This is a genomic window from Exiguobacterium alkaliphilum 12/1 (assembly GCF_000714435.1).
In the GTDB taxonomy this organism is placed as follows: Bacteria; Bacillota; Bacilli; order Exiguobacteriales; family Exiguobacteriaceae; genus Exiguobacterium; species Exiguobacterium alkaliphilum.
Genome location: NZ_JJMW01000015.1, coordinates 1 through 22453, shown reverse-complemented (window position 1 = coordinate 22453; position 22453 = coordinate 1). Strand labels below are relative to the sequence as shown.

General features: G+C 52.1%; 19 protein-coding genes. 5 read left to right on the top strand and 14 right to left on the bottom strand.

Annotated elements, in window-relative coordinates; all coding sequences use genetic code 11:
• Positions 1 to 35: 35 nt before the first annotated feature.
• Genes RT52_RS01595 through RT52_RS01570 form a run of 6 tightly spaced genes read right to left on the bottom strand, consistent with a single transcriptional unit; the run spans position 36 to position 4316 of the window.
• On the bottom strand, positions 36 to 1286 hold the full coding sequence (locus tag RT52_RS01595; RefSeq protein WP_034814673.1) for a lysine N(6)-hydroxylase/L-ornithine N(5)-oxygenase family protein: 1251 nt from the start codon (positions 1284 to 1286) through the stop codon (positions 36 to 38).
• Between the two features lie 58 nt (positions 1287 to 1344).
• On the bottom strand, positions 1345 to 2529 hold the full coding sequence (locus tag RT52_RS01590) for an aminotransferase (RefSeq protein WP_034814671.1): 1185 nt from the start codon (positions 2527 to 2529) through the stop codon (positions 1345 to 1347).
• On the bottom strand, positions 2526 to 3020 hold the full coding sequence (locus RT52_RS01585; protein WP_034809167.1) for an Lrp/AsnC family transcriptional regulator: 495 nt from the start codon (positions 3018 to 3020) through the stop codon (positions 2526 to 2528). Before RT52_RS01585 ends, RT52_RS01590 begins: the two co-directional genes overlap by 4 nt.
• A 4-nt stretch (positions 3021 to 3024) precedes the next feature.
• A complete protein-coding gene (locus tag RT52_RS01580) occupies positions 3025 to 3825 on the bottom strand; it encodes a glycosyltransferase family 2 protein (protein WP_034814669.1) in 801 nt (266 codons plus the stop codon).
• On the bottom strand, positions 3822 to 4070 hold the full coding sequence (locus RT52_RS01575) for a NifU N-terminal domain-containing protein (protein ID WP_034809163.1): 249 nt from the start codon (positions 4068 to 4070) through the stop codon (positions 3822 to 3824). The genes RT52_RS01580 and RT52_RS01575 overlap by 4 nt, the downstream gene beginning before the upstream one ends.
• Positions 4071 to 4082: 12 nt before the next feature.
• Entirely contained in the window at positions 4083 to 4316 is a 234-nt protein-coding gene (locus RT52_RS01570; RefSeq protein ID WP_034814667.1) for a DUF1871 family protein, read from the bottom strand.
• A gap of 500 nt (positions 4317 to 4816) precedes the next feature.
• Between RT52_RS01570 and RT52_RS01565 the strand changes: the two genes are divergently transcribed.
• Genes RT52_RS01565 through RT52_RS01555 form a run of 3 tightly spaced genes read left to right on the top strand, consistent with a single transcriptional unit; the run spans position 4817 to position 8620 of the window.
• Positions 4817 to 7093 carry a ribonucleoside-diphosphate reductase subunit alpha gene (locus RT52_RS01565; RefSeq protein WP_081852635.1) on the top strand — a complete coding sequence of 759 codons (2277 nt, stop codon included), beginning with the start codon at positions 4817 to 4819 and terminating at the stop codon, positions 7091 to 7093.
• 23 nt (positions 7094 to 7116) lie between these two features.
• The gene (locus tag RT52_RS01560) at positions 7117 to 7623 is read left to right on the top strand and encodes a flavodoxin domain-containing protein (RefSeq protein ID WP_034814666.1); all 507 of its coding nucleotides are present in this window, start codon (positions 7117 to 7119) and stop codon (positions 7621 to 7623) included.
• A complete protein-coding gene (locus RT52_RS01555; protein ID WP_034814664.1) occupies positions 7580 to 8620 on the top strand; it encodes a ribonucleotide-diphosphate reductase subunit beta in 1041 nt (346 codons plus the stop codon). The genes RT52_RS01560 and RT52_RS01555 overlap by 44 nt, the downstream gene beginning before the upstream one ends.
• A 199-nt stretch (positions 8621 to 8819) precedes the next feature.
• Here RT52_RS01555 and RT52_RS01550 read toward each other — a convergent pair whose 3' ends face one another.
• Both RT52_RS01550 and RT52_RS01545 read right to left on the bottom strand, forming a co-directional pair.
• The gene (locus tag RT52_RS01550) at positions 8820 to 10733 is read right to left on the bottom strand and encodes an N-acetylmuramoyl-L-alanine amidase family protein (protein WP_034814662.1); all 1914 of its coding nucleotides are present in this window, start codon (positions 10731 to 10733) and stop codon (positions 8820 to 8822) included.
• 127 nt (positions 10734 to 10860) lie between these two features.
• Entirely contained in the window at positions 10861 to 11637 is a 777-nt protein-coding gene (locus RT52_RS01545) for a MazG nucleotide pyrophosphohydrolase domain-containing protein (protein WP_034809153.1), read from the bottom strand.
• 84 nt (positions 11638 to 11721) lie between these two features.
• On the opposite strand from RT52_RS01545, the gene ytvI reads away from it, so the two are divergent.
• Positions 11722 to 12852 carry a sporulation integral membrane protein YtvI gene (gene ytvI / locus RT52_RS01540; RefSeq protein ID WP_034814659.1) on the top strand — a complete coding sequence of 377 codons (1131 nt, stop codon included), beginning with the start codon at positions 11722 to 11724 and terminating at the stop codon, positions 12850 to 12852.
• Between the two features lie 4 nt (positions 12853 to 12856).
• On the opposite strand, the gene RT52_RS01535 is transcribed toward ytvI, so the two are convergent.
• Both RT52_RS01535 and RT52_RS01530 read right to left on the bottom strand, forming a co-directional pair.
• Positions 12857 to 13516, bottom strand: a complete 660-nt coding sequence (locus RT52_RS01535) for a DUF429 domain-containing protein (RefSeq protein ID WP_034809149.1) — start codon at positions 13514 to 13516, stop codon at positions 12857 to 12859.
• 135 nt (positions 13517 to 13651) lie between these two features.
• Entirely contained in the window at positions 13652 to 15091 is a 1440-nt protein-coding gene (locus RT52_RS01530; protein WP_034814658.1) for a leucyl aminopeptidase, read from the bottom strand.
• A 330-nt stretch (positions 15092 to 15421) separates the two neighbouring features.
• Between RT52_RS01530 and ptsP the strand changes: the two genes are divergently transcribed.
• Positions 15422 to 17140 carry a phosphoenolpyruvate--protein phosphotransferase gene (gene ptsP / locus RT52_RS01525; RefSeq protein WP_034814656.1) on the top strand — a complete coding sequence of 573 codons (1719 nt, stop codon included), beginning with the start codon at positions 15422 to 15424 and terminating at the stop codon, positions 17138 to 17140.
• A 46-nt stretch (positions 17141 to 17186) separates the two neighbouring features.
• Here ptsP and ptsG (RT52_RS01520) read toward each other — a convergent pair whose 3' ends face one another.
• From ptsG (RT52_RS01520) to RT52_RS01505, 4 genes are all read right to left on the bottom strand, one after another.
• A complete protein-coding gene (gene ptsG, locus RT52_RS01520; protein WP_034814654.1) occupies positions 17187 to 19217 on the bottom strand; it encodes a glucose-specific PTS transporter subunit IIBC in 2031 nt (676 codons plus the stop codon).
• 112 nt (positions 19218 to 19329) lie between these two features.
• The gene (gene ptsG / locus RT52_RS01515; protein ID WP_034814652.1) at positions 19330 to 20856 is read right to left on the bottom strand and encodes a glucose-specific PTS transporter subunit IIBC; all 1527 of its coding nucleotides are present in this window, start codon (positions 20854 to 20856) and stop codon (positions 19330 to 19332) included.
• Positions 20857 to 21071: 215 nt separating this feature from the next.
• Positions 21072 to 21917 carry a glucose PTS transporter transcription antiterminator GlcT gene (gene glcT, locus RT52_RS01510; RefSeq protein WP_034814650.1) on the bottom strand — a complete coding sequence of 282 codons (846 nt, stop codon included), beginning with the start codon at positions 21915 to 21917 and terminating at the stop codon, positions 21072 to 21074.
• Between the two features lie 105 nt (positions 21918 to 22022).
• Complete coding sequence (locus RT52_RS01505) at positions 22023 to 22340, bottom strand: YuiB family protein (RefSeq protein ID WP_034805322.1); 318 nt, start codon at positions 22338 to 22340, stop codon at positions 22023 to 22025.
• Positions 22341 to 22453 lie beyond the last annotated feature (113 nt).

Sequence of the window (22453 nt, the reverse complement as noted above, 5' to 3'; positions counted from 1 at the left end):
GATTCCGCTAGGCTTTGGCCTAGCCCTTTTTTTGTTCAAAACGTTGTAAACGGCTTCTGGACACTCACTTCATACAGGGTTTCTCCCGCCATCTCATTCAAGATGATCGCGTTTCGATACACGGCCATGCCGAGGTTGGTCGCCGCAGGACCGTGTGAGTGTTCGATGTTCGTGTGCGTGAACAACTTCCCACCGAATCGACCTTCCATCTGAATCTCATACGTCTCATTGACTCGCCATTCCTTCTCGGCTTCCCAGACGATCGGCAATCGGTCAATCCAAGACGGAAGCAACGGTCGGTATCCTGTCGCGACGACGACGAGGTCGTACGTCCGTTCAATCGCTTCCCCAGTATACACGTGTTTACCCGTCAACCGATGCGTCAGCCAGTCGTACGTGATCGTTTCGACTTCAACTTGCGTGAGTAACGCCGCCTGTTGCTCGGTCGACTCTCCTTCTGCCGTCCGATGATACAACGTCTCATAAATTGCTGTCATCGTCTCTGGGTTCACCCCGTGACGGAAACGTTCGAACGACTTGAGCAACGCTTGACGTGACGTGTACGATAGAGCGTGGAAGTACCGAACGTAGTCCACACTAAAAATCTCATCACCTAACTTCCCCGCCTCGAGCGACTCGAAATGGTCCGACCGTGTAATCCAGTCGACCCGTTGCTCATTTGTCGCGTCGCCGAGCAAGTCGAGGAACACTTCCGCCGCACTTTGTCCGCTACCGACGACGGCGACACGATACTTGTCCTTTAACACATCTCGATATGTCATATATTCGCTCGTATGGATGACTTGTTCGAATCCGTCTGGAACGAGCGGCGTCATGCCCGTACCGAGCACGACGTGTGTAGCGCGAAGCTGAATCGTCTCTCCGGCTGACTCCACGGTCACGACATACCCTTCCCCGTCGGCCGTCACATCCGACACCCGGTGCCCGAACTTGACGGTCGACAAGCTTTCGGCCACCCACCTGAGGTAACGATTATATTCCGTCCGGGGAATCGTATTCCGCTCTTGCGTGATGAACGTTTGAAGTCGTCCTGCCTCACTCAAATAATTTAAAAAGCTTGCTTCGTTCGTCGGGTCGGCGACCGTGACGAGGTCTTGCAAATAATGCGTTTGCATCGTCATTCCGTCGATGAGCATCCCTTCATGCCACATCATCTCAGGTCGTTGTTCATAACAAACGCCTCGTAACGTCGTCTTCTCCGCTAACGCCATCAACCCTAAATTGTACGGTCCACAACCGATGGCGACAAAATCTACTTGTTCCATATGTTTCACCTCGCCTATTCTTTCCCGCTCACTATACCGCTAAAACGTCAACAGACCCTCATTGCTGAGAGTCTGTCGTCACCGTCACTTCGAACTGGCTCATGAACCGATCGATGCGACGAATCGCTTCTTGCAGTTGTTCAATCGATGTCGCGTAACTCGCGCGGACGAACCCTTCTCCGCTCGCACCGAAGGCGTTGCCTGGGACGACCGCAACACGCTCTTCGAGCAAGAGCCGCTCGGCGAACTCCTCGCTCGATAGACCGGTATGGCGAATCGACGGGAACGCATAGAACGCGCCTCCCGGCATATGTGTCGGCAGGCCGGCGTCGTTCAGCGCTTGGATGAAATAGTTGCGGCGTTGGCGATAGCTCTTCACCATCTTCGGCACGTGTTGTTCTCGGCTCCGGAGCGCTTCAAGACCGCCGAACTGAACGAGCGTCGGTGCACACATCATGCCGTACTGATGGACTTTGAGCATCTCGCGCGTCACGACCTCCGGGGCACACGTGAAACCGAGGCGCCAACCGGTCATCGCGAACGCTTTCGAGAACCCGTTGACGACGATCGTGCGCTCACGCATATCATGTAACGTCGCAAAGCTCGTGAACGGTTCATCATACGACAGCTCGGCATAAATCTCGTCACTGACGACCCAGAGGTCGTGCTTCGTCGCGAGTTCGGCGATGTCCGCGAGCTCTTCCCCTGTCATCGTCGCCCCTGTCGGATTCGATGGGAAACAGAGGAGCATCGCTTTCGTCCGCTCGGTGATGGCGGCCTCGACGTCTTCCCGGCTCAAGCGGAACCCGGATTCAGGACGACACGCCACCGGCACGACCGTCCCTCCCGCCATCTCGATGAGCGGTCCGTAGGAGACGAACGCCGGCTCGACAACGATGACTTCGTCGCCCGGGTTTAAGAGGGCCCGAAATGCGATATCGAGCGCTTGTGAGGCGCCTGTCGTGACGATGAGCTCGGTCGCCGGGTCGTACGCGACGTCGAACCGTTGCTTCATATAATGCGAGATCTCTTGCCGCAACTCGAGAAGTCCGGCATTGGCACTATACGCCGTATAACCTTGTTCAAGCGCCGCATAGCTCGCTTCGCGCACGTTCCACGGCGTGATGAAGTCCGGCTCTCCCACCCCGAGAGAGACGACGTTCTCCATCGTCTGTGCCAAGTCAAAGAAACGGCGGATGCCCGACGGCTTCATCGAGACGACTTGATTCGAGAGTGACTTCATGGCGTGATGTTCAACCGCTTGTCTTCGACTTGTGGGGTGAACAAGATGCCATCATGTTTATACGTCTTCAGTTTGAAGTGAGTCGTCGTCGAAACGACCGAATCGAGCGGCGACAGTTTATCCGATACGAACGACGCCACGTCTTGGAGCGAATTAGCCCGGATGACGACTTGAAGGTCGTACGCCCCTGACATCAAGTAGAGCGCCGTCACTTCAGGGAAGCGGTAAATCCGTTCGGCGACTTCATCGAACCCACGACCGCGTTTCGGCGTCACTTTGACGTCGATGAACGCCGTCACGTCATGCCGATTGATTTTTTGCCAGTTGACCATCGCGCGAAAGCCGAGCAAAATCCCGTCTTGCTTGAACTTCTCAAGCATCGCGTCGACAGTCGCTTCGTCGGTCGAAAGCATATCCGCGAGGACTTTCGTTTCCATGTATCCTTTTTCCTCGAGTAGCTCGAGCAGTTCTAACTCTTTTGTTGTATACATTCTGTCATTCTCCTTCCGTTCTACCGGGGAACGCTCCCGTGAACGTTCTCTCTGTCTGTCTCACATAATCACGCCGTTCGGCTTGGACGATATGAAAGTTTTTCATCTCCATGTTGACGAGACCGTGCTTCTCGCAAAAACGGTCAAAATATCGCCGCCGCGTCTCGTCTTGTTTCGCCGATAAGTTGTCGGTACCGTTGAAGGCATAGAGCACGGTCGCCCGTGCCGGATGCGTGATCGTCCCCTGTTCGCTGACGCGTAATATGAAATCCCAGTCCCAATAATTATAGACATCCTCGTCAAACGGTCCAATCGCATCGTGCAGCCGTTTCCGGTAGAGCGTGCCCGACGGAATATACGTCGAATCTTGCCGCAACCGGACCAAGTCGAGGTCGTAAGCGAACGCTTCCCAGTCCGTGACGACACGATGACCGTCTTGCCACTCGAAGCGAAACAGTTCGGCGTCCGTGAAGACGAGGTCGGACGAACGAATGTCCTCGAGCGCTTGCTCGATATGGGTCGGCATCAGCAAATCATCATCGTCGAGCAGCAAGATATACTCCCCGGCCGCCTCACGCACGCCGCGATTGCGTGCCTTGACGTGATGGTTCTCACCGAGCTCAATGTAGCGAATCGTCAATCGGTTCAAAAAAGGCGCCAAAAGATGTTGTTTTGGCGGCCCGTCATTATTGATCACAACGACTTCAAACTGCTGATACGTCTGGACAACGAGGCTGTCTAACAGTTCCGTCAATTCCGCTTCACGCGAATGGACCGGAATGACGATCGTGACGAGCGGACTCATCCGCGGTAAGCTGTCTCGACGTGCGGCAAAATCGTTTCCCAGCTGACGCCGTTCTCTTTTGACACGGTGACGAAGTCGCCGTAAGCGAAGACGCTCTCGACACCTTCGATTTGAACGAGTTTCGCGAGGAGCGGCTGGTCCGTCGCTTCTCCAGCTTTCACGCTCTGGCTTTTCGCCCCGAAGACGTTTTCCGGAAGTGTGATTTTCATTGCGTTTGGATTCGGTGTTGGATCGATGCGTAACATGTAAGTTCCCCCTTATAGTTGACAAGATTGTGAAGACGCGAGTAGTCGTCTCGCCATGGCCCGCGTGTCGGACTCGGTCGGACATTCATCGAACGCATCCGTCAAAATATGACGGATCCGCGTAGACAGTTCTTCCTCTGTCCCGACTTCGGTCAGCGCCACGGCGATATCATCGAACTCAGGTCCATACGACCCGACTCCGTAACCGAGTGGGTCCCATGCTAATAATAAGTCTTCTGCTCTCATTTGTTAAACCCTTCTTTTGATACGTTTTTCAAACCTTACCTCCTCAATCTACCGCACTTTCGTCCTCGACGCTACCTCGGCCCCGGATTCCCCTGTTTTTCAAAAACGAGCACTACCATATATAGTGGTGACTCACATAACTCGCCACTTAAGATATCGTGTGAAAATTGTCACTTTGGACCGGATGATGTCGACGTTTTTTTGGAATTGACCGCTTACATAAAACACAAGCTATACGACCTCGCTTCGATACCAAACTTTTTTCTATCTCAAATCTCATCTCAAATCGGATGACAGCGCCGTTTTCGGGTGAAAGTAATCCATCACACTGCAGTTCATCGAATGTCAAGGATTGCAAAACTAAATATAGGTGATTTATGATTAAAAAGACAAAAAAACGTCAATATATAGTTAACGGTACTTTACTACGCGTAATGGCTATTGACGTTAAATCGGACACGTTCCACTATATCTTGATAACATCTACATCTGACGAAGGAGTGATCGTTTTGACATCCCCTATCCAACACGAGACGATGTTGGCCCACGCGCCAACGCTTGAAGACGTCTCGAAACTGATTCAATCCATCAAACAACGCTACCCACAACTGAGTGTGGAACGATATGAAGAACGAGCGATTCGGGCGCTCGAGTCTAAAACGCTGACACAAGATATAGTATATGAACTCTTGACGATGCACGCCCTTGATATGTTGCAGGCCGAAGAACCGGATTGGACGTTCGTCGCGACAGAGATGTACTTGAACCGCCTCTACTTAGAAGCTGCACGGAATCGTGGCTACGATGCCTCGATGCGTTACGGTGCGCTCTATCCGATGATTGAGACGCTGACGAACAAGGGCATCTTCACATCCGCCCTCATCGACACGTACTCAAAAGAAGATATCGACTATTTGGAGACGTTAATCGACCCGTCGCGCGACCGCCTGTTCACGTATATCGGCTTACGCACATTGTCTGACCGTTACCTCGGACGCGATCACGTCAAAAACTTGTTCGAGCTTCCACAAGAACGGTTCATGGTCATCGCGATGACGCTCATGCAAAAAGAAGCGCCGGCACAGCGCGTGAAACTCGTCGAAGAAGCATATTGGGCCCTTTCGAACTTATATATGACCGTGGCCACACCGACGCTCTCGAATGCCGGGAAATCATATGGTCAGCTCAGCTCATGCTTCATCGACACGGTCGACGACTCACTTCGTGGCATTTATGACTCGAACACAGACGTGGCCACCCTTTCGAAAGGCGGCGGTGGAATCGGTGTCTATCTCGGCAAGATTCGCTCACGCGGCAGCGACATTAAAGGGTTCAAAGGCGTCTCAAGCGGGGCACTCCCTTGGATGAAACAATTGAACAACACGGCCGTCTCGGTCGACCAACTCGGCATGCGCCAAGGTTCGATTGCGGTCTATTTAGACATTTGGCACAAAGATATCTTCGAGTTCCTCGATGCGAAATTGAATAACGGCGATGAGCGCCTCCGGACGCACGACTTGTTCACAGGGGTCTGTCTGCCAGACTTGTTCATGCGCACGGTCGAAGCCCGAGGTGACTGGCATTTGTTCGACCCGCACGAGATTCGTACGGTCATGGGCTTCAGTCTCGAAGACTTCTATGACGAGACAGAGAACGGCGGTTCGTTCACGGAGAAATATATGGCATGTGTCAACACGCCAGAACTCACCCGCGTGACCGTACCGGCAATCGATCTCGTCAAACGTTACATGCGCTCGCAACTCGAAACGGGGACGCCGTACATGTTCTTCCGGGACGCGGTGAACCGTGCCAACCCGAACAAACATGCCGGCATGATTTACAGTTCGAACCTCTGTTCAGAGATCGCGCAAAACATGTCACCGACCGTCATCGACGAGGAGTATACGGAAGACGGGAAAATCGTCATCACGAAGACGCCAGGCGATTTCGTCGTCTGTAACTTGAGCTCAATCGCGCTCGCCCGTGCCGTCAAGTCGGACGTGCTCGAGCGACTCATCCCGATTCAAATGCGTATGCTCGACAACGTCATCGACTTGAACACGATCGAAGTGCCGCAAGCGATGATCACGAACCAAAAATATCGTGCCGTCGGTCTCGGAACGTTCGGCTGGCACCACTTGCTCGCCCTTGAAGGAATTCGTTGGGAGTCGGTCGATGCAGTGCAATACGCAGAAAAACTGTATGAGAAAATCGCTTACCTCACGATTCAAGCTTCGATGGAACTTGCGAAAGAGAAAGGTGCGTTCGGTGTGTTTGAAGGTTCGGAATGGCATACCGGTGAGTACTTCAAACGCCGTAACTATCGTTCACACGACGACCTCGACTGGGACGGACTCGCCGCAGAAGTCCATCAAAACGGTGTCCGGAACGCCTACATGATGGCCGTCGCGCCGAACTCGTCGACTGCCATCATCGCAGGAAGTACGGCATCGATCGATCCGGTCTATAAAAAAGTGTATTCAGAAGAGAAGAAAAACTACAAGATTCCGGTCACTGTACCCGATCTCAATCCTGAGACGAACTGGTTCTATAAATCAGCGTTCGAAGTCGACCAGTTATGGAGCATCCGCCAAAACGCGGCGCGTCAACGTCATATCGACCAAGCGATCAGCTTCAACTTGTACGTCAAGAACGATGTCAAAGCGACGGAACTCCTCACGATGCACCTTGAGGCGTGGTCGCTCGGCATGAAGTCGATTTACTACACACGCTCAACGACCGTCGAAGTCGATGAGTGCGAATCATGCGCTTCGTAATATAAAGAAAGGTGGGACCGACCATGAACATCGCAATCGTCTACAGTTCAATGAGCGGAAATACGGAAGAAGTCGCGTCACTCGTTGAGACGGCCCACATCGAACGAGGCGACCATGTCGCCCTGTTCGAGTCGGACCGAATCGGGCATCGCGAGGCGGCTGCCCTCGCATCGTACGACCTCGTCTATTTCGGTTCGTACACGTGGGCCGACGGCGTGTTGCCAGATGAGATGAAAGACACGTTCCGTCTCATCTTAAAAGAACTTAACGTGCCGATTCGCCAAGCGGCCGTCTTCGGTACCGGGGACAAAATGTTCGTCCACTTCTGCCGGGCCGTCGACGAGATGGCGTACCACCTGTCTAAATACGGGATTCCCCTCGCCGGTGAACTGCTTAAAATTGAACAATCACCGCGCAACCAACCGTACAACGTCCGACACTGGGCCGAACGGTTGGCACGAAACGCCGAAGAAGGAGTATATGCCAATGACCATTCAAAAGATCAAACTACTGTCGCCCAAACATCCTAACCGGGCGACAGCGATTATCGGGGGCGAGACAAGTTCTATCGTCAACTGGAATGACATCGCCTATCCGCAATTTTATACAATTTATAAGCAACTGCTCTCAAACTTCTGGATTCCAGATGAGATTTCGATGTCAAAAGACATGCAACAATGGCCGCAGTTGAGCGAACGCGAGCAGGATGCATTCAAACGCATCATCGGCTTGCTATCGATTCTCGATTCGGTGCAGACGCGCTACATCCTTGAGTCTTCGATGTTCTCGTCAGACTCGTCGGTGCACGCCGTGCTCGCCGTCATCGCGCAACAAGAAGTCGTCCACAACCAATCGTACAGCTACGTCCTCTCAAGCCTCGTTCCGCTCAGCGAACAAAATCGAATCTTCGATATCGCCAAAGACGACGAGATGGTCATGAAACGTAATCAATTCATCTTGGACTTATACGAAGACTTCCGGGAAGAACAGACGGCCGAGACGTTCGCAAAATCGCTCGTCGCTTCAATCATTCTCGAAGGAATCAACTTCTACTCAGGCTTCGCCTATTTCTACAATTTGGCCCGCCATCAGAAGATGGTCGGCACGTCGACGATGATCAGCTACATCCAGCGTGACGAGATGCAACATTCTTACTTCGTCAGCCAGTTGCTCCGTGCCGTGTTGACAGAAAATCCACAGATTGACGCGGACGGTGGCTTCAGCGAATTCGTCTACGACACGATGAAGCAAGCCGTCGACTTAGAGATCGAATGGTGTGAGTACGTGCTCCGCGACCTCGACGGACTCGACGTGAGCGAGATGCGCGACTACGTGAAGTACCTCGCCAACAAGCGACTCCGGGTAATCGGATTGAACGACTTGTATGAAGGGTTCAACGAAGACGTCATGCCTTGGATTCGCGCCTATTCGGACGACTCGCTCAACGCGACAAAATCCGATTTCTTCGAGCAAAAATCACGCTCTTACGCGAAAGTCACCGACGCCAACGGCTTCGACGACCTCTAACAAACGAGGCTGGGACATAACTCAGTAGATTTATAAGAAAGAGGCCACCTGGCGCGACTCGTTCGCGCCAGGTGGCCTCTTCTCCTTTTGATTGAAATACTTTAGAACTGGCTAGTTATGTCCCAGCCTCGTTTTGGTGTACCGAAAAACCCTCGACTGATTCGTCGAGGGTTCGCTGTCCTGCGCGAGCAGAAACGGATCAATAATAAGTTCTTACGTATTGGGCAATGCCTTCCGCAATCCCTTGCGCCATCCGTTGGCGTGACGCTTCACTGCGAAGGTGGACGACATCCGTCGGTGACGTGATGAATCCGAGCTCAACGAGTGCTGATGGCATCAAGCTATGGTTAATAACAGCAAAGTTAGCCGTCTTCACACCACGGTTCCGCATGCCGGTTCCTGACATACTCGAAACAAGATTGTTTTGAATGTTCGTTGCCAATACACGGCTACGAGCACTTTGAGATGTCGAACCTGAGTAAAACGTTTCAATTCCATTCGCTGTCTTATCTGTTGATGCATTCGCATGAATGCTAACGAATAATTCACCGCGAAGATCTCGTGCGATTGTCGGACGTTGTTGTGGCGTGTAATAAATATCAGTCGAACGGGTTAAACGTACTTGGTAGTTATATTTTGAACTGAGGTACGATTCGATACGTTTTGACACATCGAGAACGACTGTCTTTTCGTAAAGCGATCCGTTCAACGCACCTGAGTCTTTCCCACCGTGCCCCGGATCAATCACGATAACTGGTCCTTTTGAGACAGATGGCTTCGTCGCCATCGTGAATCCTGCCGAGATGAACCCGTCACGGCCGTTGTATTTAATCTTATAGAATCCGCTCGTCAAACCGTAATGTTCAACTTCTGTTCCATGTGCTAACTTCCCGAGAACCGTCGAGTTTACTGTGGCAGCTGAACGTACGTTCAACGCGTCACCTGGCGTGTTCGTATACACTTTTCCTTGCGGTGCCGGAGCTGGTGCGGCCGGGGCTTTACCGGCAGTCAACCAAGACGTCGGCGTGAAGTATGTCTTCGTCCCGATATAGACGACCGACCAGCTCGAGTTGTGGGCACTATACGTCACAGCCGTATAGTGCGGCAAGACGAGTTGTACCGGTGAGCTCTGATGCGTCTGACCGAACAAGTTGGCATTGCGGTTTGCATAACCTTGCACTTTTGCCGGTTCAGGCGTCGTCGTCGTCGGTGGTTGAACCGGTGCCGGACCAGGTGTGATCCATGCCGTCGGTGTGTAGTACGTGGCGTTCCCGTCATAGACGACCGACCAGCTCGAGTTGTATTTACTCGATACGACCGGTGAGTTGATTGGAAGCACCTTCATGACTTTTGAAGCTTGATTGCGCGTCTCGAACAACTTCATCTCACGGTTCGCATACCCGTTCTCTTTCGTCACCGAAGGTTGAAGTGTTCCGGCCGTGATGCCGCGGGTCGGTGTATAGAACGTGCTCGTCCCTTCGTAGATGACCGACCAGCTCGAGTTGTGGATGCTGAACGTGACGGTACGGTTAGCCGGAATCGTTTTGACGACCGGAGACGTCTGCAACGTTCGGTTGAACAACTCGATCGTCCGGTTCGTGTAGCCCGTCTGTTTTTGTGGCGTCGCGGTGACGACTTTCGGGGCGATATACGCTTTCGCCGCGTAATACGTCTTGCCATTTAAGAAGACCTTCACCCAAGACGTGTTATGGGCGGCATACTGGACTTCCGTCCCTTTTCTGAGCGTCGTCACGATTTGCGCATCGCGGTGGGACGTGACACGGATGTTCAAGTTCTCCGTCGTCACACCTGTCGATGATGCCGCTTGTGTCGTGATTGGAGCCGGCGCTAACGGTTTGATGTACTGCGCCGAGGCATAGTATGTACGATTGTTTAGATACACTTTATGCCATGATTGGTTATGAGTACCATATTTCACTTTCGTACCTTTCGGCAACGTCGTAATGAGCGTTCCCGTTGTGCTCGCTGTCGAGCGGACGTTCAAGTTGACAGTCGTCTCGCCATCTAAAGTCGAGGCCTCAACCGTTGGCAGTTGGGCGCCGAACAAGAGAAGCGAAAGAATGAGGGCAACCTTTAATAGCTTCATTTTCATTCAAAATATTCCTTTCCTCTCGCGCTACTTACTACTAACAACAAGTTCATATTAGCATAATGCTTTTAAAAAAAAAGTAAGTATTTGAAAAAAAGATGAATATTTTTGATAAAAAGGGGAATAGTTTTTAGTTACTTTGTCGAATGATGATGTAATTCCCATTTCCATATTTTTCTTCCGTCACCTTTACATTCGAAAGCTCCTGTTTAATCGTCGACAAGTTCCACCCTGATATTGGCGGACAAAGGACGAACCCGTCGAGTCCCTCGACAGAAGCAATCTTTAAAAAGCGACGTAAATTATATTCTCGTTCAATATATCGGTCGAACGTTTCGTTTTCTTTAGCCTCAATTCCACCCCAATATCGCCCTTCGACTCGTCGCGGGTACGTACGGACAGAATTTTCCGTAATCGGATCCGGGGTGTGATCGAATCGACCAAAGTCCCGGGACGATTTTGCTTCGACGAGCGCCCCGATGGAAGCATTTACGTCGAGTCCGATTGTTCCCGCAATCGAGAAGACCGCCTGTTGTACGCCTTGAAGATGCATTTGGAGCGCCCCCGGTGTCGCCGTCGCTTTCAACTTCTTGTCGCCCTCGTAGGCGTTTAAGATGCGGGCGACTTCCCCAGATTCGCGAACGAGTGCGTAATACGTCACATGGACCGGAACGTCACAATCGTGACTCGTTGGCGCCTCGAGTGCGATCGCATACTGGTTGGCCAAACACGTCGAGATGACGAATACGTCTAAAAGCTCTTCGACGAGCGCCGTACGATCGTCTTCATAAAGAGCCGCACCGACTTCCCCCACCTCTTCTAATAATCGAGCCAGGCCCGACAGCGGTCGCCAATAGCCACCTAAATGAATGATCATCTGATCGACTTGTTGTTGAATTTCTCTCATTTCCTTCACCTATCCTTCTGCTCTATTAACCGGCCCCATGGTATACTATGCTCAATCGAATTGTACGGAAAGGGGTAACGCCTCATGTCATCCGCAAAACTTTGGCAACTTGTTCGGCTTATTCTCGTCATACTTGGTACCTTCGCCGTCATTTGGGTACTCGGCATCCTATTTCAGTACACCTATCCTTTCGTTCTTGCCTTCTTGTTGTCCTTGTTGACCGTGCCGCTCGTCAATTGGTTCGAACGAAAGGTGAATCTACCGCGCGCCCTCGGGACACTCGCTTCGCTATTCATCGTCATCGGAATTGTGACCGGGATGATCATGATCGTCATTTCGCAATTGATTCGCTACGCCACGATCGCTGCGGAAAAACTTCCTGGTCAAATCGAGACGTTCACGACCTTTGCTCAGCGTGTGTTCAACGAACGCATCGCCCCGCTCGTCAATGACGCATACGACAGCCTCGAACAGCTCAACCCGAGCCAGACGACTTCAATCGAAGGTGGAATCACGGAACTCGGCGTCCAGCTCGGTGCGGCAATCGGGGTCTTGTCTCGCGGTATCGCAAGTATGCTCCAAGGATTACTGAGCGCTTTACCGCTCGTCTTGTTGCTTTTCATCGTCATCGTGCTCGCCTGGTTTTTCATCACGAAAGATTGGCCGTCTTACATGCGCCAAATCGAACGGTTGAATGAACGCAAAGGGTTCAAAGAGTTCGAGGCCGTCATGTTCAACTTGCGCTCCGCCTTGTTCGGCTACGCCCGGGCCCAAGTGACGCTCATTTCCATCACGTTCGTCATCGTCCTCATCGGCATGTTCATCCTTCGTGTCGACAACCCACTCTCGTTCGCGCTCCTCGCCGCCTTCTTCGACCTGTTGCCGTATCTCGGGGTCGGCACGCTCTTGATTCCGTGGGCGGCCTATGCCGCCATCACGGGTGACTGGTTCGTCGCCATCGGCGTGCTCGTTCTCTATTTGATCGTCATCGTGCAGCGCAACTTGGCCGAACCGAAAATCGTCGGTTCGCATATCGGATTGAATCCGCTCGCGGCGCTCGTCTCGATTTTCGTCGGGTTGAAACTGTTCGGCGTCCTCGGCTTCATCTTGGGACCCGTGTTCGCCGTCTTGCTCAAGGCGTTGTACAACGCCCAAGTGTTTCACTACATTTGGCGCTTCATCATCGGCCCCGCGCCCATACCAAAAGAGCGATGACGCATCATCGCTCTTTCTTTGTCGGGACCGCCACGTAAGGCGCGCCTTCAGTTTGGTCTGGCACCGTCGTAATACCTGTCGTACCGGCCTCGTAAGCAGCGACGGCGAGGATACAGGCGTCGATAATGTCGTCGACCTGCACGTTCGACATCTTCCACTTCCACGGGGAACTGTTCGAGTAACGGCGAAGCATTTCAATCCGCTCCGCTTCGCCTTCCGCCGTCTTCTTACTAAACTGCGCCTCTTGCCCGGTCATCACGGCAAAGCATACTTCCGGATGCGACTCGTACACGTCGTCACGGTCGAGCTTTTGGAACTCACGGATGCGCGGCGTGAGGTTCCACGCCTGCTTGCTGATTCCTTTTCCGACGAGCTCGCGGCTCATCGTGTTCGCCGCGTCGTACGTCGCTTCTCCTAACACCTCTTGAATCGGCGGGGTGAAGATGGACGACTTCCGCTTCGTCAACTCTGATCGCATATACGCATCGCACGCTCGATCCGGTTGTGCGACCGTACCTAACGTTTTCGGCATGTCGACGAAATGGACGGCCCCATCGATCAACAAATCTTCTAACTGCTCTGAGATGGTCAGACAAAGCGAGATGCTATCGTACGTGATACGTACCCAGCTCCCGCGTGCCCCATCAATTCCTACTCCTACCACGGCGTACCTCCTGCATGAAAACCAATATCCCGAACACCGCACAAAACACGGTGATCCCTAACAACCATTGGGATGGCCAAGCCGTGTAACCGAATCCGGTCAGAGCGGCAAGGCCAACCAATCCCAATCCTAGTTTCACCGATTCCACCCGTCGAGTAAAGTAGAAAGTGTGCGGACCATGACGCCCGTCGGTCCTTTTGGACCGAGTTCGTTCGCCGTAGCACGATCGCTCGTGCCGGCGATATCGAGGTGAAGCCACGGCGTGTCGCCGACGAACTCACCAACGAACGCGCCACCGAAAATCATATGCCCGTAACGGCCTGGCGAGTTGTTCAAGTCGGCCACTTCCGACTTCCGCACTTGGTTGATGAACACGTCAAAGTACGGCATCTGCCAGACGAGCTCGTTCGTTTCCCGGCTCGCCGTCTCGAGCGCACCATAGAGCGAATCATCATTCGTCAAACAGCCCGTCACTTCCGTACCAAGTGCGACGAGGACACCGCCCGTGAGCGTCGCCACGTCAATGATTGCTTGTGGCTCATACGTCTTCGCGAACGTCACCGCATCCGCGAGGACGAGGCGTCCTTCCGCGTCCGTGTTCAACACTTCAATCGTCTTCCCGTTCATCGCCGTGATGACATCATCCGGCTTGAACGCATCACCTGAAATCATGTTGTCTGTCGCCGGGATGACACCGAGCACGTTGACGGCAGGTTTCGTCGTCGCAAGCGTCTCGAACAAGCCGAGCACCGTCGCCGCACCGCCCATGTCGCCTTTCATGCCGACGATTCCGTCTTTTGGTTTAATCGAGTAACCGCCCGTATCAAACGTGACGCCTTTCCCGACGATCGCAATCGGCGCGTCTTCCCCTGCGCCGTTATATTCGAGAACGATCAGCTTCGGCGGCAACGTCGACCCTTGGTTGACGGCGAGGAGCGCCCCCATCCCGAGCCCCTCCATCTCTTCCTTGTCGAGGATACGATGCTTGAATCCGTTCCGCTCCGCCAATTCGACCGCATAGTCAGCGAGTGCTTCGGCCGTCAAAATGTTCGCCGGCATCATCGTCAACGAACGGGCGATGTTCACACCACGGCCTCTTGCCGCGCCTCTTTGGACCGCGGCCTCGTCGACGTCACCACAAAGGGTGATCGTCACGTCAGCCACGGCCGATTTCGGGTCCGATTTGTATGTAGGATGCTCATACGTGGCCAACTCATACGCCTCAGCGAAAAGCTCACCGGAAGCACCGAACGTCTCGAGGGCGATGGCGACGTCCGCGAATCCTCGTGTCTTGACTTCCTTGGCGACTTTGCCGAACCATTTGCGCATCTGTTCCGTCGTGATGTCGTTTCGTTGTCCGAGGCCGACGAAGACGACGCGCTTCACTGAACCTTCGAACGTCGGGACGATTGAGACTTCCCCTGTCTTCGTCGAGATGTCAGCGGTTTGGATGAGCGACTTGACGCGCCCGTTATAAAGCGTGTCGAGTCCTTCCTCAATCGTATCGGCCGCCCCGATTCCGACCACGATCGTCTCGTACGACCCGTTCCAATCTAGCTCTTTCACTTGATACATATGTGCCACTTCCCTTCTTTATATATAGTTAGCATAACGAACTTCTCTGAAATAATGAAACGGTATGCGCAAGAGTCAAGAAATCTTCGAATTCAAGCGCTATCTCCTCGTTGTGACGACGATTTATTTTATGATAGGATAGGTAAGTACGCAATCCGGCATCCCTCACAGTCGAGGTGAGGCCATTTTGTTCGGTCGAGGCTTCCCCTAGTCGCAGACCGTTGCTACTCTAATCTTCCGCATTTTCGTTAATTCCTTTTTCATTTCGGGTAAGAACTAACGAGGTAACGTCGGAAGCACACTATTTCTTTGAAGAGAGGGACTACGCTTATGTCACACATTAAAGGTATTGGCGCATCTGCAGGAATCGCAGTCGCAAAAGCATTCGTCATGGAAACACCTTCATTCGACATCCCAACGAACAAAATCGAGGATGTAGCAGCTGAAAAGGCTCGCTTCGATGCGGCAATCGCGCAATCGAAAGTCGAACTTGAAGAAATTCGCGAAATCACACTCCGTGAGCTCGGCGAAGACAAGGCAGAGATTTTCTCGGCACACTTGCTCATCGTGGAAGATCCGGAAATCGTTTCCCAAGTGAACGAGAAAATTGAAAGCGAACACATGAACGCTGCGAAAGCGCTCGACGAAGTCGCGCAGACGATGATCATGATCTTTGAATCAATGGACAACGAGTACATGCGTGAGCGGGCAGCAGACGTACGTGACGTCACAAAACGCGTCATGGCCCACATCCTCGGCGTGACATTCATGACACCGGCTTCAATCTCTGAAGAAGTCATCATCATCGCAGAAGACTTGACGCCATCTGACACAGCACAACTTAACCGTAAGTACGTCAAAGGGTTCGCAACGAACATTGGCGGACGTACATCTCACTCGGCAATCATGTCACGCTCACTCGAAATCCCGGCTGTCGTCGGAACGAAAGTGGCACTTGAAGAAATCAAAAATGGCGATGTCGTCGTCATCGATGGAACAGAAGGCGACGTGTTCGTCAATCCTTCAGAAGAGCTCCTCAACGAATACGTTGCAAAACGTGAGTCGTTCGAAGCATACAAAGAAGAATTGAAGCAACTCGTCAACGAAGAGTCGGTCACGGCGGACGGTCATAAAGTGAAACTTGCGGCCAACATTGGGACACCGAACGACCTTGAAGGCGTACTCAAAAACGGAGCAGACGCAATCGGCCTCTACCGTACCGAGTTCCTTTATATGGACTCTGAGACGTTCCCGACAGAAGAAGAACAGTACAACGCCTACAAATCAGTGCTCGAAGGTATGGAAGGCAAACAAGTTGTCATCCGTACACTCGATATCGGCGGCGACAAAGAATTGTCTTACCTCGACTTGCCGAAAGAAATGAACCCGTTCCTCGGCTATCGCGCGATTCGCCTTTGCCTCGAAGAGACGGACTTGTTCCGCACTCAGCTCCGCGCCCTTCTCCGGGCGTCGGCTCACGGCGACCTCGCCATCATGTTCCCGATGATCGCGACACTCGAAGAGTTCCGTGCGGCGAAAGCCCTCCTTCTCGAAGAAGAAGCGAAATTGAAAGCAGAAGGCATCGCTGTCGGTAACTATGAGACAGGGATGATGGTCGAGATTCCGTCAACTGCCGTCATGGCGAAGCAGTTCGCGAAAGAAGTCGACTTCTTCTCGGTCGGTACGAACGACTTGATTCAATACACGATGGCAGCGGACCGCATGAACGAGAAGGTCTCGTACTTGTATCAGCCGTTCAACCCGGCCATCTTGAACCTTCTCCACAACGTCATCACAGAAGCACACAAAGCAGGCAAATGGGTCGGCATGTGTGGCGAGATGGCAGGGGAAGAGCTCGCGATTCCAATCCTTCTCGGACTTGGACTTGACGAGTTCTCGATGTCGGCTTCGAGCGTCTTGCGTGCACGTAGCCTCGTGAAGCGTTTGACGAAGTCAGAAACAGAAGCGATCGTCAACGAAGTACTCAACATGGACACAGCAGAAGAAGTCGTGAACTTCTTAAGCGAAAAGTTCGACATTAAAGCGTAATCAAACAGATGGCTCTCGCGAGTGTGCGAGAGCCATCTTTTGTTATTTATTCTGCTCCTTTGTCATCCGTTCTGAAATCGAGCGCCTCACCGGCGACGACGGTTTCCCCGAACGGTACGATGACGCGTTTGCCATCCCCGTTCGTCCAAATAATCGGCGTGATGAGCGATGGCACCCGGTCGCGAATGAGGTTGAGGTCGACGTCAAGCAACACGTCTCCCGCCTCGACCCGGTCGCCTTCTTTCACTTTCGAGGTGAAACCTTCCCCTTTCAAATTGACCGTATCGAGACCGACGTGAATCAAAATCTCGCGTCCATCGTCTGAAAGTAGTCCGATGGCATGTTTCGTCGGGAAGAAGGTAGTGATGGTGCCGGTGAATGGTGCAACGACTTTTCCATCACTCGGTTCAATCGCAAATCCATCGCCCATCATCCGCCCAGAGAAGACTTGATCCGGGACATCATCAAGCGACAAAATCGTTCCCGACATCGGCGCTAAGAATCCTTCTTCTTTTGGGTTCGATGTGCCTGACGTGACGACCGGTTTTTCTTTCCCGCGATATTCCCCACCTTCAATGATGGCAGCAATCTGTGACTTGAGCGTGTCCGACTTCGGTCCGAAGATCGCTTGGATATTATCCCCGACTTCGAGCACGCCCGCTGCGCCGAGGTCTTTCAGCAAATCTTTATCGACTTGCTTGACGTCGTTGACCGTGACACGTAGGCGCGTGATACAAGCGTCAAGGTGCTTGATGTTCTCTGGCCCACCTAGTCCGACGAGCACTTCGTACGGCAAGTCGTCCCCGACGACGGCACGTCCTTCTTTCCCTTCGACCGCGGCTTCACGACCCGGAATCTTCAAGTCGAATTTTTGAATCGCGAAACGGAATCCGAAGTAATAAATGACGGCGAATACGAGACCGATTGGGATGACGAGCCACCATGCGGTCCGGTTCGGCAACACCCCGAACAATAGATAGTCAATCAATCCGCCCGAGAAGGTCATCCCGATTTTGACGTTCAGTAAGTGCATCGTCATGAAGGAGAGACCGGCGAAGACGGCGTGAATCGCAAACAAGAGCGGTGCGACGAAGACGAACGAGAACTCGACCGGCTCAGTGATCCCTGTAAGGAACGACGTGAGCGCTGCCGAGAAGTAGAGCCCTTCGACGTTCTTACGGCGTTCTTTTGGCACGGTGTGATACATCGCAAGACAAGCAGCCGGCAACCCGAACATCATGAACGGGAATTTCCCAGTCATATACGTCCCGGCCGTAAATTCAACGCCATCACGAAGCTGTGCGAAGAAGATCCGCTGGTCCCCTTGGACGAGGTCCCCGGCTTGGTTCGTGTATTCACCGAACTGGAACCAAAACGGAGAGTACCAGATGTGGTGAAGCCCAAACGGAATCAAGGACCGTTCGACCAATCCGAAAACAAAGGCCGAGACGGCCACGTTCGCTTCGATGATCGTACGTGAGAACGTATTGATTGCGACCCCGATTGGCGGCCAGATGTAGGCGAGCGCAATCCCGATAATTAAACTGAATGCGGCTGTCGCAATCGGAACGAAACGTTTCCCGGCAAAGAACCCTAAGAACTCTGGCAACTTGATGTTAAAGTATTTGTTGTAGGCAAATGCGGCGACGAGACCGGCGATAATCCCCCCGAACACCCCCATCTGGAGCGTCGGAATCCCGAGCACGGTCGCATACTGTGGGTCCCCTTGGACGATTTCTGCAGTGATCCCGTTCCACGTGCTAATAACTTTGTTCATAATCAAATACCCGACGATAGCTGCTAACCCGGCAACCCCGTCCCCGTTGGCTAGCCCGATGGCGACACCGACGGCGAATAGCAAGCCGAGATTGGCAAACACGATATCCCCGGCATCGGTCATGACCTGCCAGACGAGGACGAGTGAATCGTTTGCCAAGAAAGGTAAGAGCGCGACAAGATCAGGGTTTTGGAATGCGGTACCGAACGCGAGTAAAAGACCGGCTGCTGGTAAGATCGCAACCGGAAGCATGAGTGCCTTCCCGATCCGTTGCAAGACACCAAACACTTTCTTCCACATCTTGGTTCCCTCCTTTTGTCAGAATACTTACTTTTCCCCATCTGACATATGCCTGAAACCGTTTCCGGACACAAAAAAAGCCAACCCCTGAAGGATTGGCTTTCCACTAGAATTAGTTGGCTTTCTTTTCGTTACCTGACGCGATAACGGCTTGCATTTCTGATTTCAATGCATCCGAGCGTGGTCCGAAGATGGCTTGAATGTTGTTTCCGACTTCAAGGACACCAGCTGCCCCAAGACGTTTCAACTCTTCTTTGTTCACTTGGTTCTTATCTTTCACTTCGACGCGAAGACGTGTGATACAAGCGTCTAAGTGTTTAATGTTTTGTGAACCACCGAACCCAACGAGGATATCTTGTGCAAGTTCCGAACCTGTAGCAGTTGATTGCTCAACGACTTCATCTTCACGGCCCGGTGTTTTAAGGTTGAACTTACGGATGACGAAACGGAATCCGAAGTAGTAAATGACGGCAAATACGAGACCGACTGGAATGACGAGCCACCAGTCTGTACGGTTAGGAAGTACACCGAAGAGAAGGTAGTCAATCAAACCGCCCGAGAACGTCATCCCGATTTTGACGTCTAAGATGTGCATGACCATGAATGAAAGGCCAGCGAAGACGGCGTGTACAGCGAACAAAAGTGGAGCAACGAACAAGAATGAGAACTCGATCGGCTCTGTGATACCAGTCAAGAACGATGTGAGTGCTGCCGAAGCCAAGAGACCACCGACGACTGCTTTACGTTCTGGACGTGCTTCATGGTACATCGCGAGTGCTGCAGCCGGAAGACCGAACATCATGAACGGGTATTTACCAGTCATGAACGTACCAGCTGTCAACTCAGCGCCATCACGGATTTGTGCGAAGAAGATTGCTTGGTCACCACGGACAATGTTACCTGCCGCATCTGTATATTGACCGAACTCGAACCAGAACGGTGAGTAGAAGATGTGGTGAAGACCGAACGGAATCAATGAACGCTCAATTAAACCAAAGACGAACGCCGCGAACGTAAGGTTTTCCCCTAACATGAAGTTAGAGAAAACATTCAATCCGCCTTGGATTGGTGGCCAGACGATAAGCATCGCGAAACCAGCGACGACAGCCAAAACAGCCGTGACGATTGGGACGAAACGCTTACCAGCAAAGAAACCAAGGAATTGAGGAAGTTGGATATTGAAGTACTTATTGTATGCCCATGCGGCGATTAGACCCATAATAATCCCACCGAATACCCCCGTTTGGAGTGTCGGAATCCCGAGTACGGTCGCGTATGCCGGATCACCTTGTGCGATGATTTCAGGCGTGAGCTCAAGCCATACACCCATAACTCTGTTCATGATGAGGAATCCGACGATGGCTGCGAGTCCGGCAACGCCGTCCCCTGCTAACCCGATGGCGACACCGACAGCGAACAAGAGTGCCAAGTTCGCGAAGATGATGCCACCCGCTTGCTCCATGAGCTGAGCGAATTTCACAATGCTTGCGTTCGTTAACCAACCTGCACGTGATGTGAGGGCCGGATTCTGCATTGCTGTACCGAACGCAAGGAGAAGACCGGCTGCCGGTAAGATTGCAACAGGAAGCATAAGTGCTTTACCGACTTTTTGAAGAACACCAAAAATCTGCTTAAACATGATAAATCCTCCTTCTTGTTTTGTCATACGAATGGACGACGTAGATGTCAGACAACCGACGTATCTAAACGTTTTCATAATAAACGTTTATAAAAACAGAAACAGGCATGAATAAGGGACAGAACGTAGACCTCTCCCATTGGAGAAATCGTAAGCCGTTCCACTCCTTACTCATGCCTGATCGAATCAGTAACACGTAAGATACGTGGTATCAGTTATCTACTTGTAAGTCGCTGGAGATGCATCGTCAAATATGTCGCTTCACCTCGCGGGACAGGACGCTTTAACTCGCGTTCCATGATGCCCATCAGCTCCCAAGCAGTACTATAGCATAGCGGATATTCTTCACGCAACACCTTTTCTATTTTTTGTGGGGCCTCGACGAGCTCACCCGTCGCAACCCGCTCAACGGCGTACCGTAAGTGCCGAAGTAAGCGCTTATAATCGAGTGAAGTCCGGTCCATTTTGACGTTCAACCGACTCTCAATCGTCTGGACGATTTGGCCGATGACTTGGTTGTGCCGGTTCACTTCCAAGACGTTTTTGAATGTCGTCGCCGAGTGGATATGGAGCGCAATAAAGCCAATCTCAGCATTGGGCAACAACACATCGAGCCGCTCATGAATCATGTCGACGATGCGTTCGGCGAGTGAATACTCGTTCGGATAGAGCGATTCGGTCTCGAGGAGGAACGGGTTCGTCACTTCCATCCCTTGCTCGATTCGTTTCATTGTGAAGAACAAATGGTCGGTCAAACCGATATGGATATGTTGATCGACTTTTTTGCCCGTACTCGTCTCGATGAAGCCGACGATCTCTTGCATGAAGGCGATAAAGTCTTCATCGACATGCTTGACGAGCTCACGATATTGCGATTGTTCCTCTTTATCGGTCAATTGATACACTTTCTCCGGGACACTGGCCGGGTCGACGAGATCGCCCGCCTTCTTGCCAAAGCCAATCCCCTTCCCGAGTAGAATGACTTCCGGATCCGTATCATGTTGACAAATGACAACGCTATTATTCAACACTTTTTTGATCGTATACATCGGTAATGTCATTCGTATCGCATCCCTTACTCACTAAAATCGTTTCGTACTTAGTATATCGGTTCATCCCCTAAAAAAGTAGGCGGAAAACAAAAAAGACGAACATTTCTGTCGTCTTTAAAACATCGAGTAACCGCTCTTGCGCAAGAATCGAATCGTCACCCCGGCTAAAATCGCACCGAGCAACCCGAAACCGAGCATAAAGATGTCAAGAAACTGCAGCCCGAGCAATCGTTCATAGACGCTTGCGAGCGCGGTCGACGTTTCCGTGACATAGCTAGAGAGCTTGACGTTATCAATCATCAAGATGACGAAAATCGGATAGATGAAGACGAGCGTCCACGTCTTTTTCAGTAACATATTCAAAATGAAGCCGATGCTGAAGAAGATGACCAAATATAAAATGGCACCGATAACAGCCTGGATGATATGCATATGATTGCCCCCTTTTCCCATCGTCTATTATACCGAAAACCGCTCAAACAGGTCAAAAAAGATTGACGTAACAGTGAATAAAAAAGAGGCTGGGACATAACTAGCCAGTTCTA

Excerpts from the sequence above, each read along its gene's own strand:
- RT52_RS01595 (WP_034814673.1), bottom strand. The coding sequence starts at position 1,286 with ATGGAACAAGTAGATTTTGTCGCCATCGGTTGTGGACCGTACAATTTA.
- RT52_RS01590 (WP_034814671.1), bottom strand. The coding sequence starts at position 2,529 with ATGAAGTCACTCTCGAATCAAGTCGTCTCGATGAAGCCGTCGGGCATC.
- RT52_RS01585 (WP_034809167.1), bottom strand. The coding sequence starts at position 3,020 with ATGTATACAACAAAAGAGTTAGAACTGCTCGAGCTACTCGAGGAAAAA.
- RT52_RS01580 (WP_034814669.1), bottom strand. The coding sequence starts at position 3,825 with ATGAGTCCGCTCGTCACGATCGTCATTCCGGTCCATTCGCGTGAAGCG.
- RT52_RS01575 (WP_034809163.1), bottom strand. The coding sequence starts at position 4,070 with ATGTTACGCATCGATCCAACACCGAATCCAAACGCAATGAAAATCACA.
- RT52_RS01570 (WP_034814667.1), bottom strand. The coding sequence starts at position 4,316 with ATGAGAGCAGAAGACTTATTATTAGCATGGGACCCACTCGGTTACGGA.
- RT52_RS01560 (WP_034814666.1), top strand. The coding sequence starts at position 7,117 with ATGAACATCGCAATCGTCTACAGTTCAATGAGCGGAAATACGGAAGAA.
- RT52_RS01555 (WP_034814664.1), top strand. The coding sequence starts at position 7,580 with ATGACCATTCAAAAGATCAAACTACTGTCGCCCAAACATCCTAACCGG.
- RT52_RS01550 (WP_034814662.1), bottom strand. The coding sequence starts at position 10,733 with ATGAAAATGAAGCTATTAAAGGTTGCCCTCATTCTTTCGCTTCTCTTG.
- RT52_RS01545 (WP_034809153.1), bottom strand. The coding sequence starts at position 11,637 with ATGAGAGAAATTCAACAACAAGTCGATCAGATGATCATTCATTTAGGT.
- ytvI (WP_034814659.1), top strand. The coding sequence starts at position 11,722 with ATGTCATCCGCAAAACTTTGGCAACTTGTTCGGCTTATTCTCGTCATA.
- RT52_RS01530 (WP_034814658.1), bottom strand. The coding sequence starts at position 15,091 with ATGTATCAAGTGAAAGAGCTAGATTGGAACGGGTCGTACGAGACGATC.
- ptsP (WP_034814656.1), top strand. The coding sequence starts at position 15,422 with ATGTCACACATTAAAGGTATTGGCGCATCTGCAGGAATCGCAGTCGCA.
- ptsG (WP_034814654.1), bottom strand. The coding sequence starts at position 19,217 with ATGTGGAAGAAAGTGTTTGGTGTCTTGCAACGGATCGGGAAGGCACTC.
- ptsG (WP_034814652.1), bottom strand. The coding sequence starts at position 20,856 with ATGTTTAAGCAGATTTTTGGTGTTCTTCAAAAAGTCGGTAAAGCACTT.
- glcT (WP_034814650.1), bottom strand. The coding sequence starts at position 21,917 with ATGACATTACCGATGTATACGATCAAAAAAGTGTTGAATAATAGCGTT.
- RT52_RS01505 (WP_034805322.1), bottom strand. The coding sequence starts at position 22,340 with ATGCATATCATCCAGGCTGTTATCGGTGCCATTTTATATTTGGTCATC.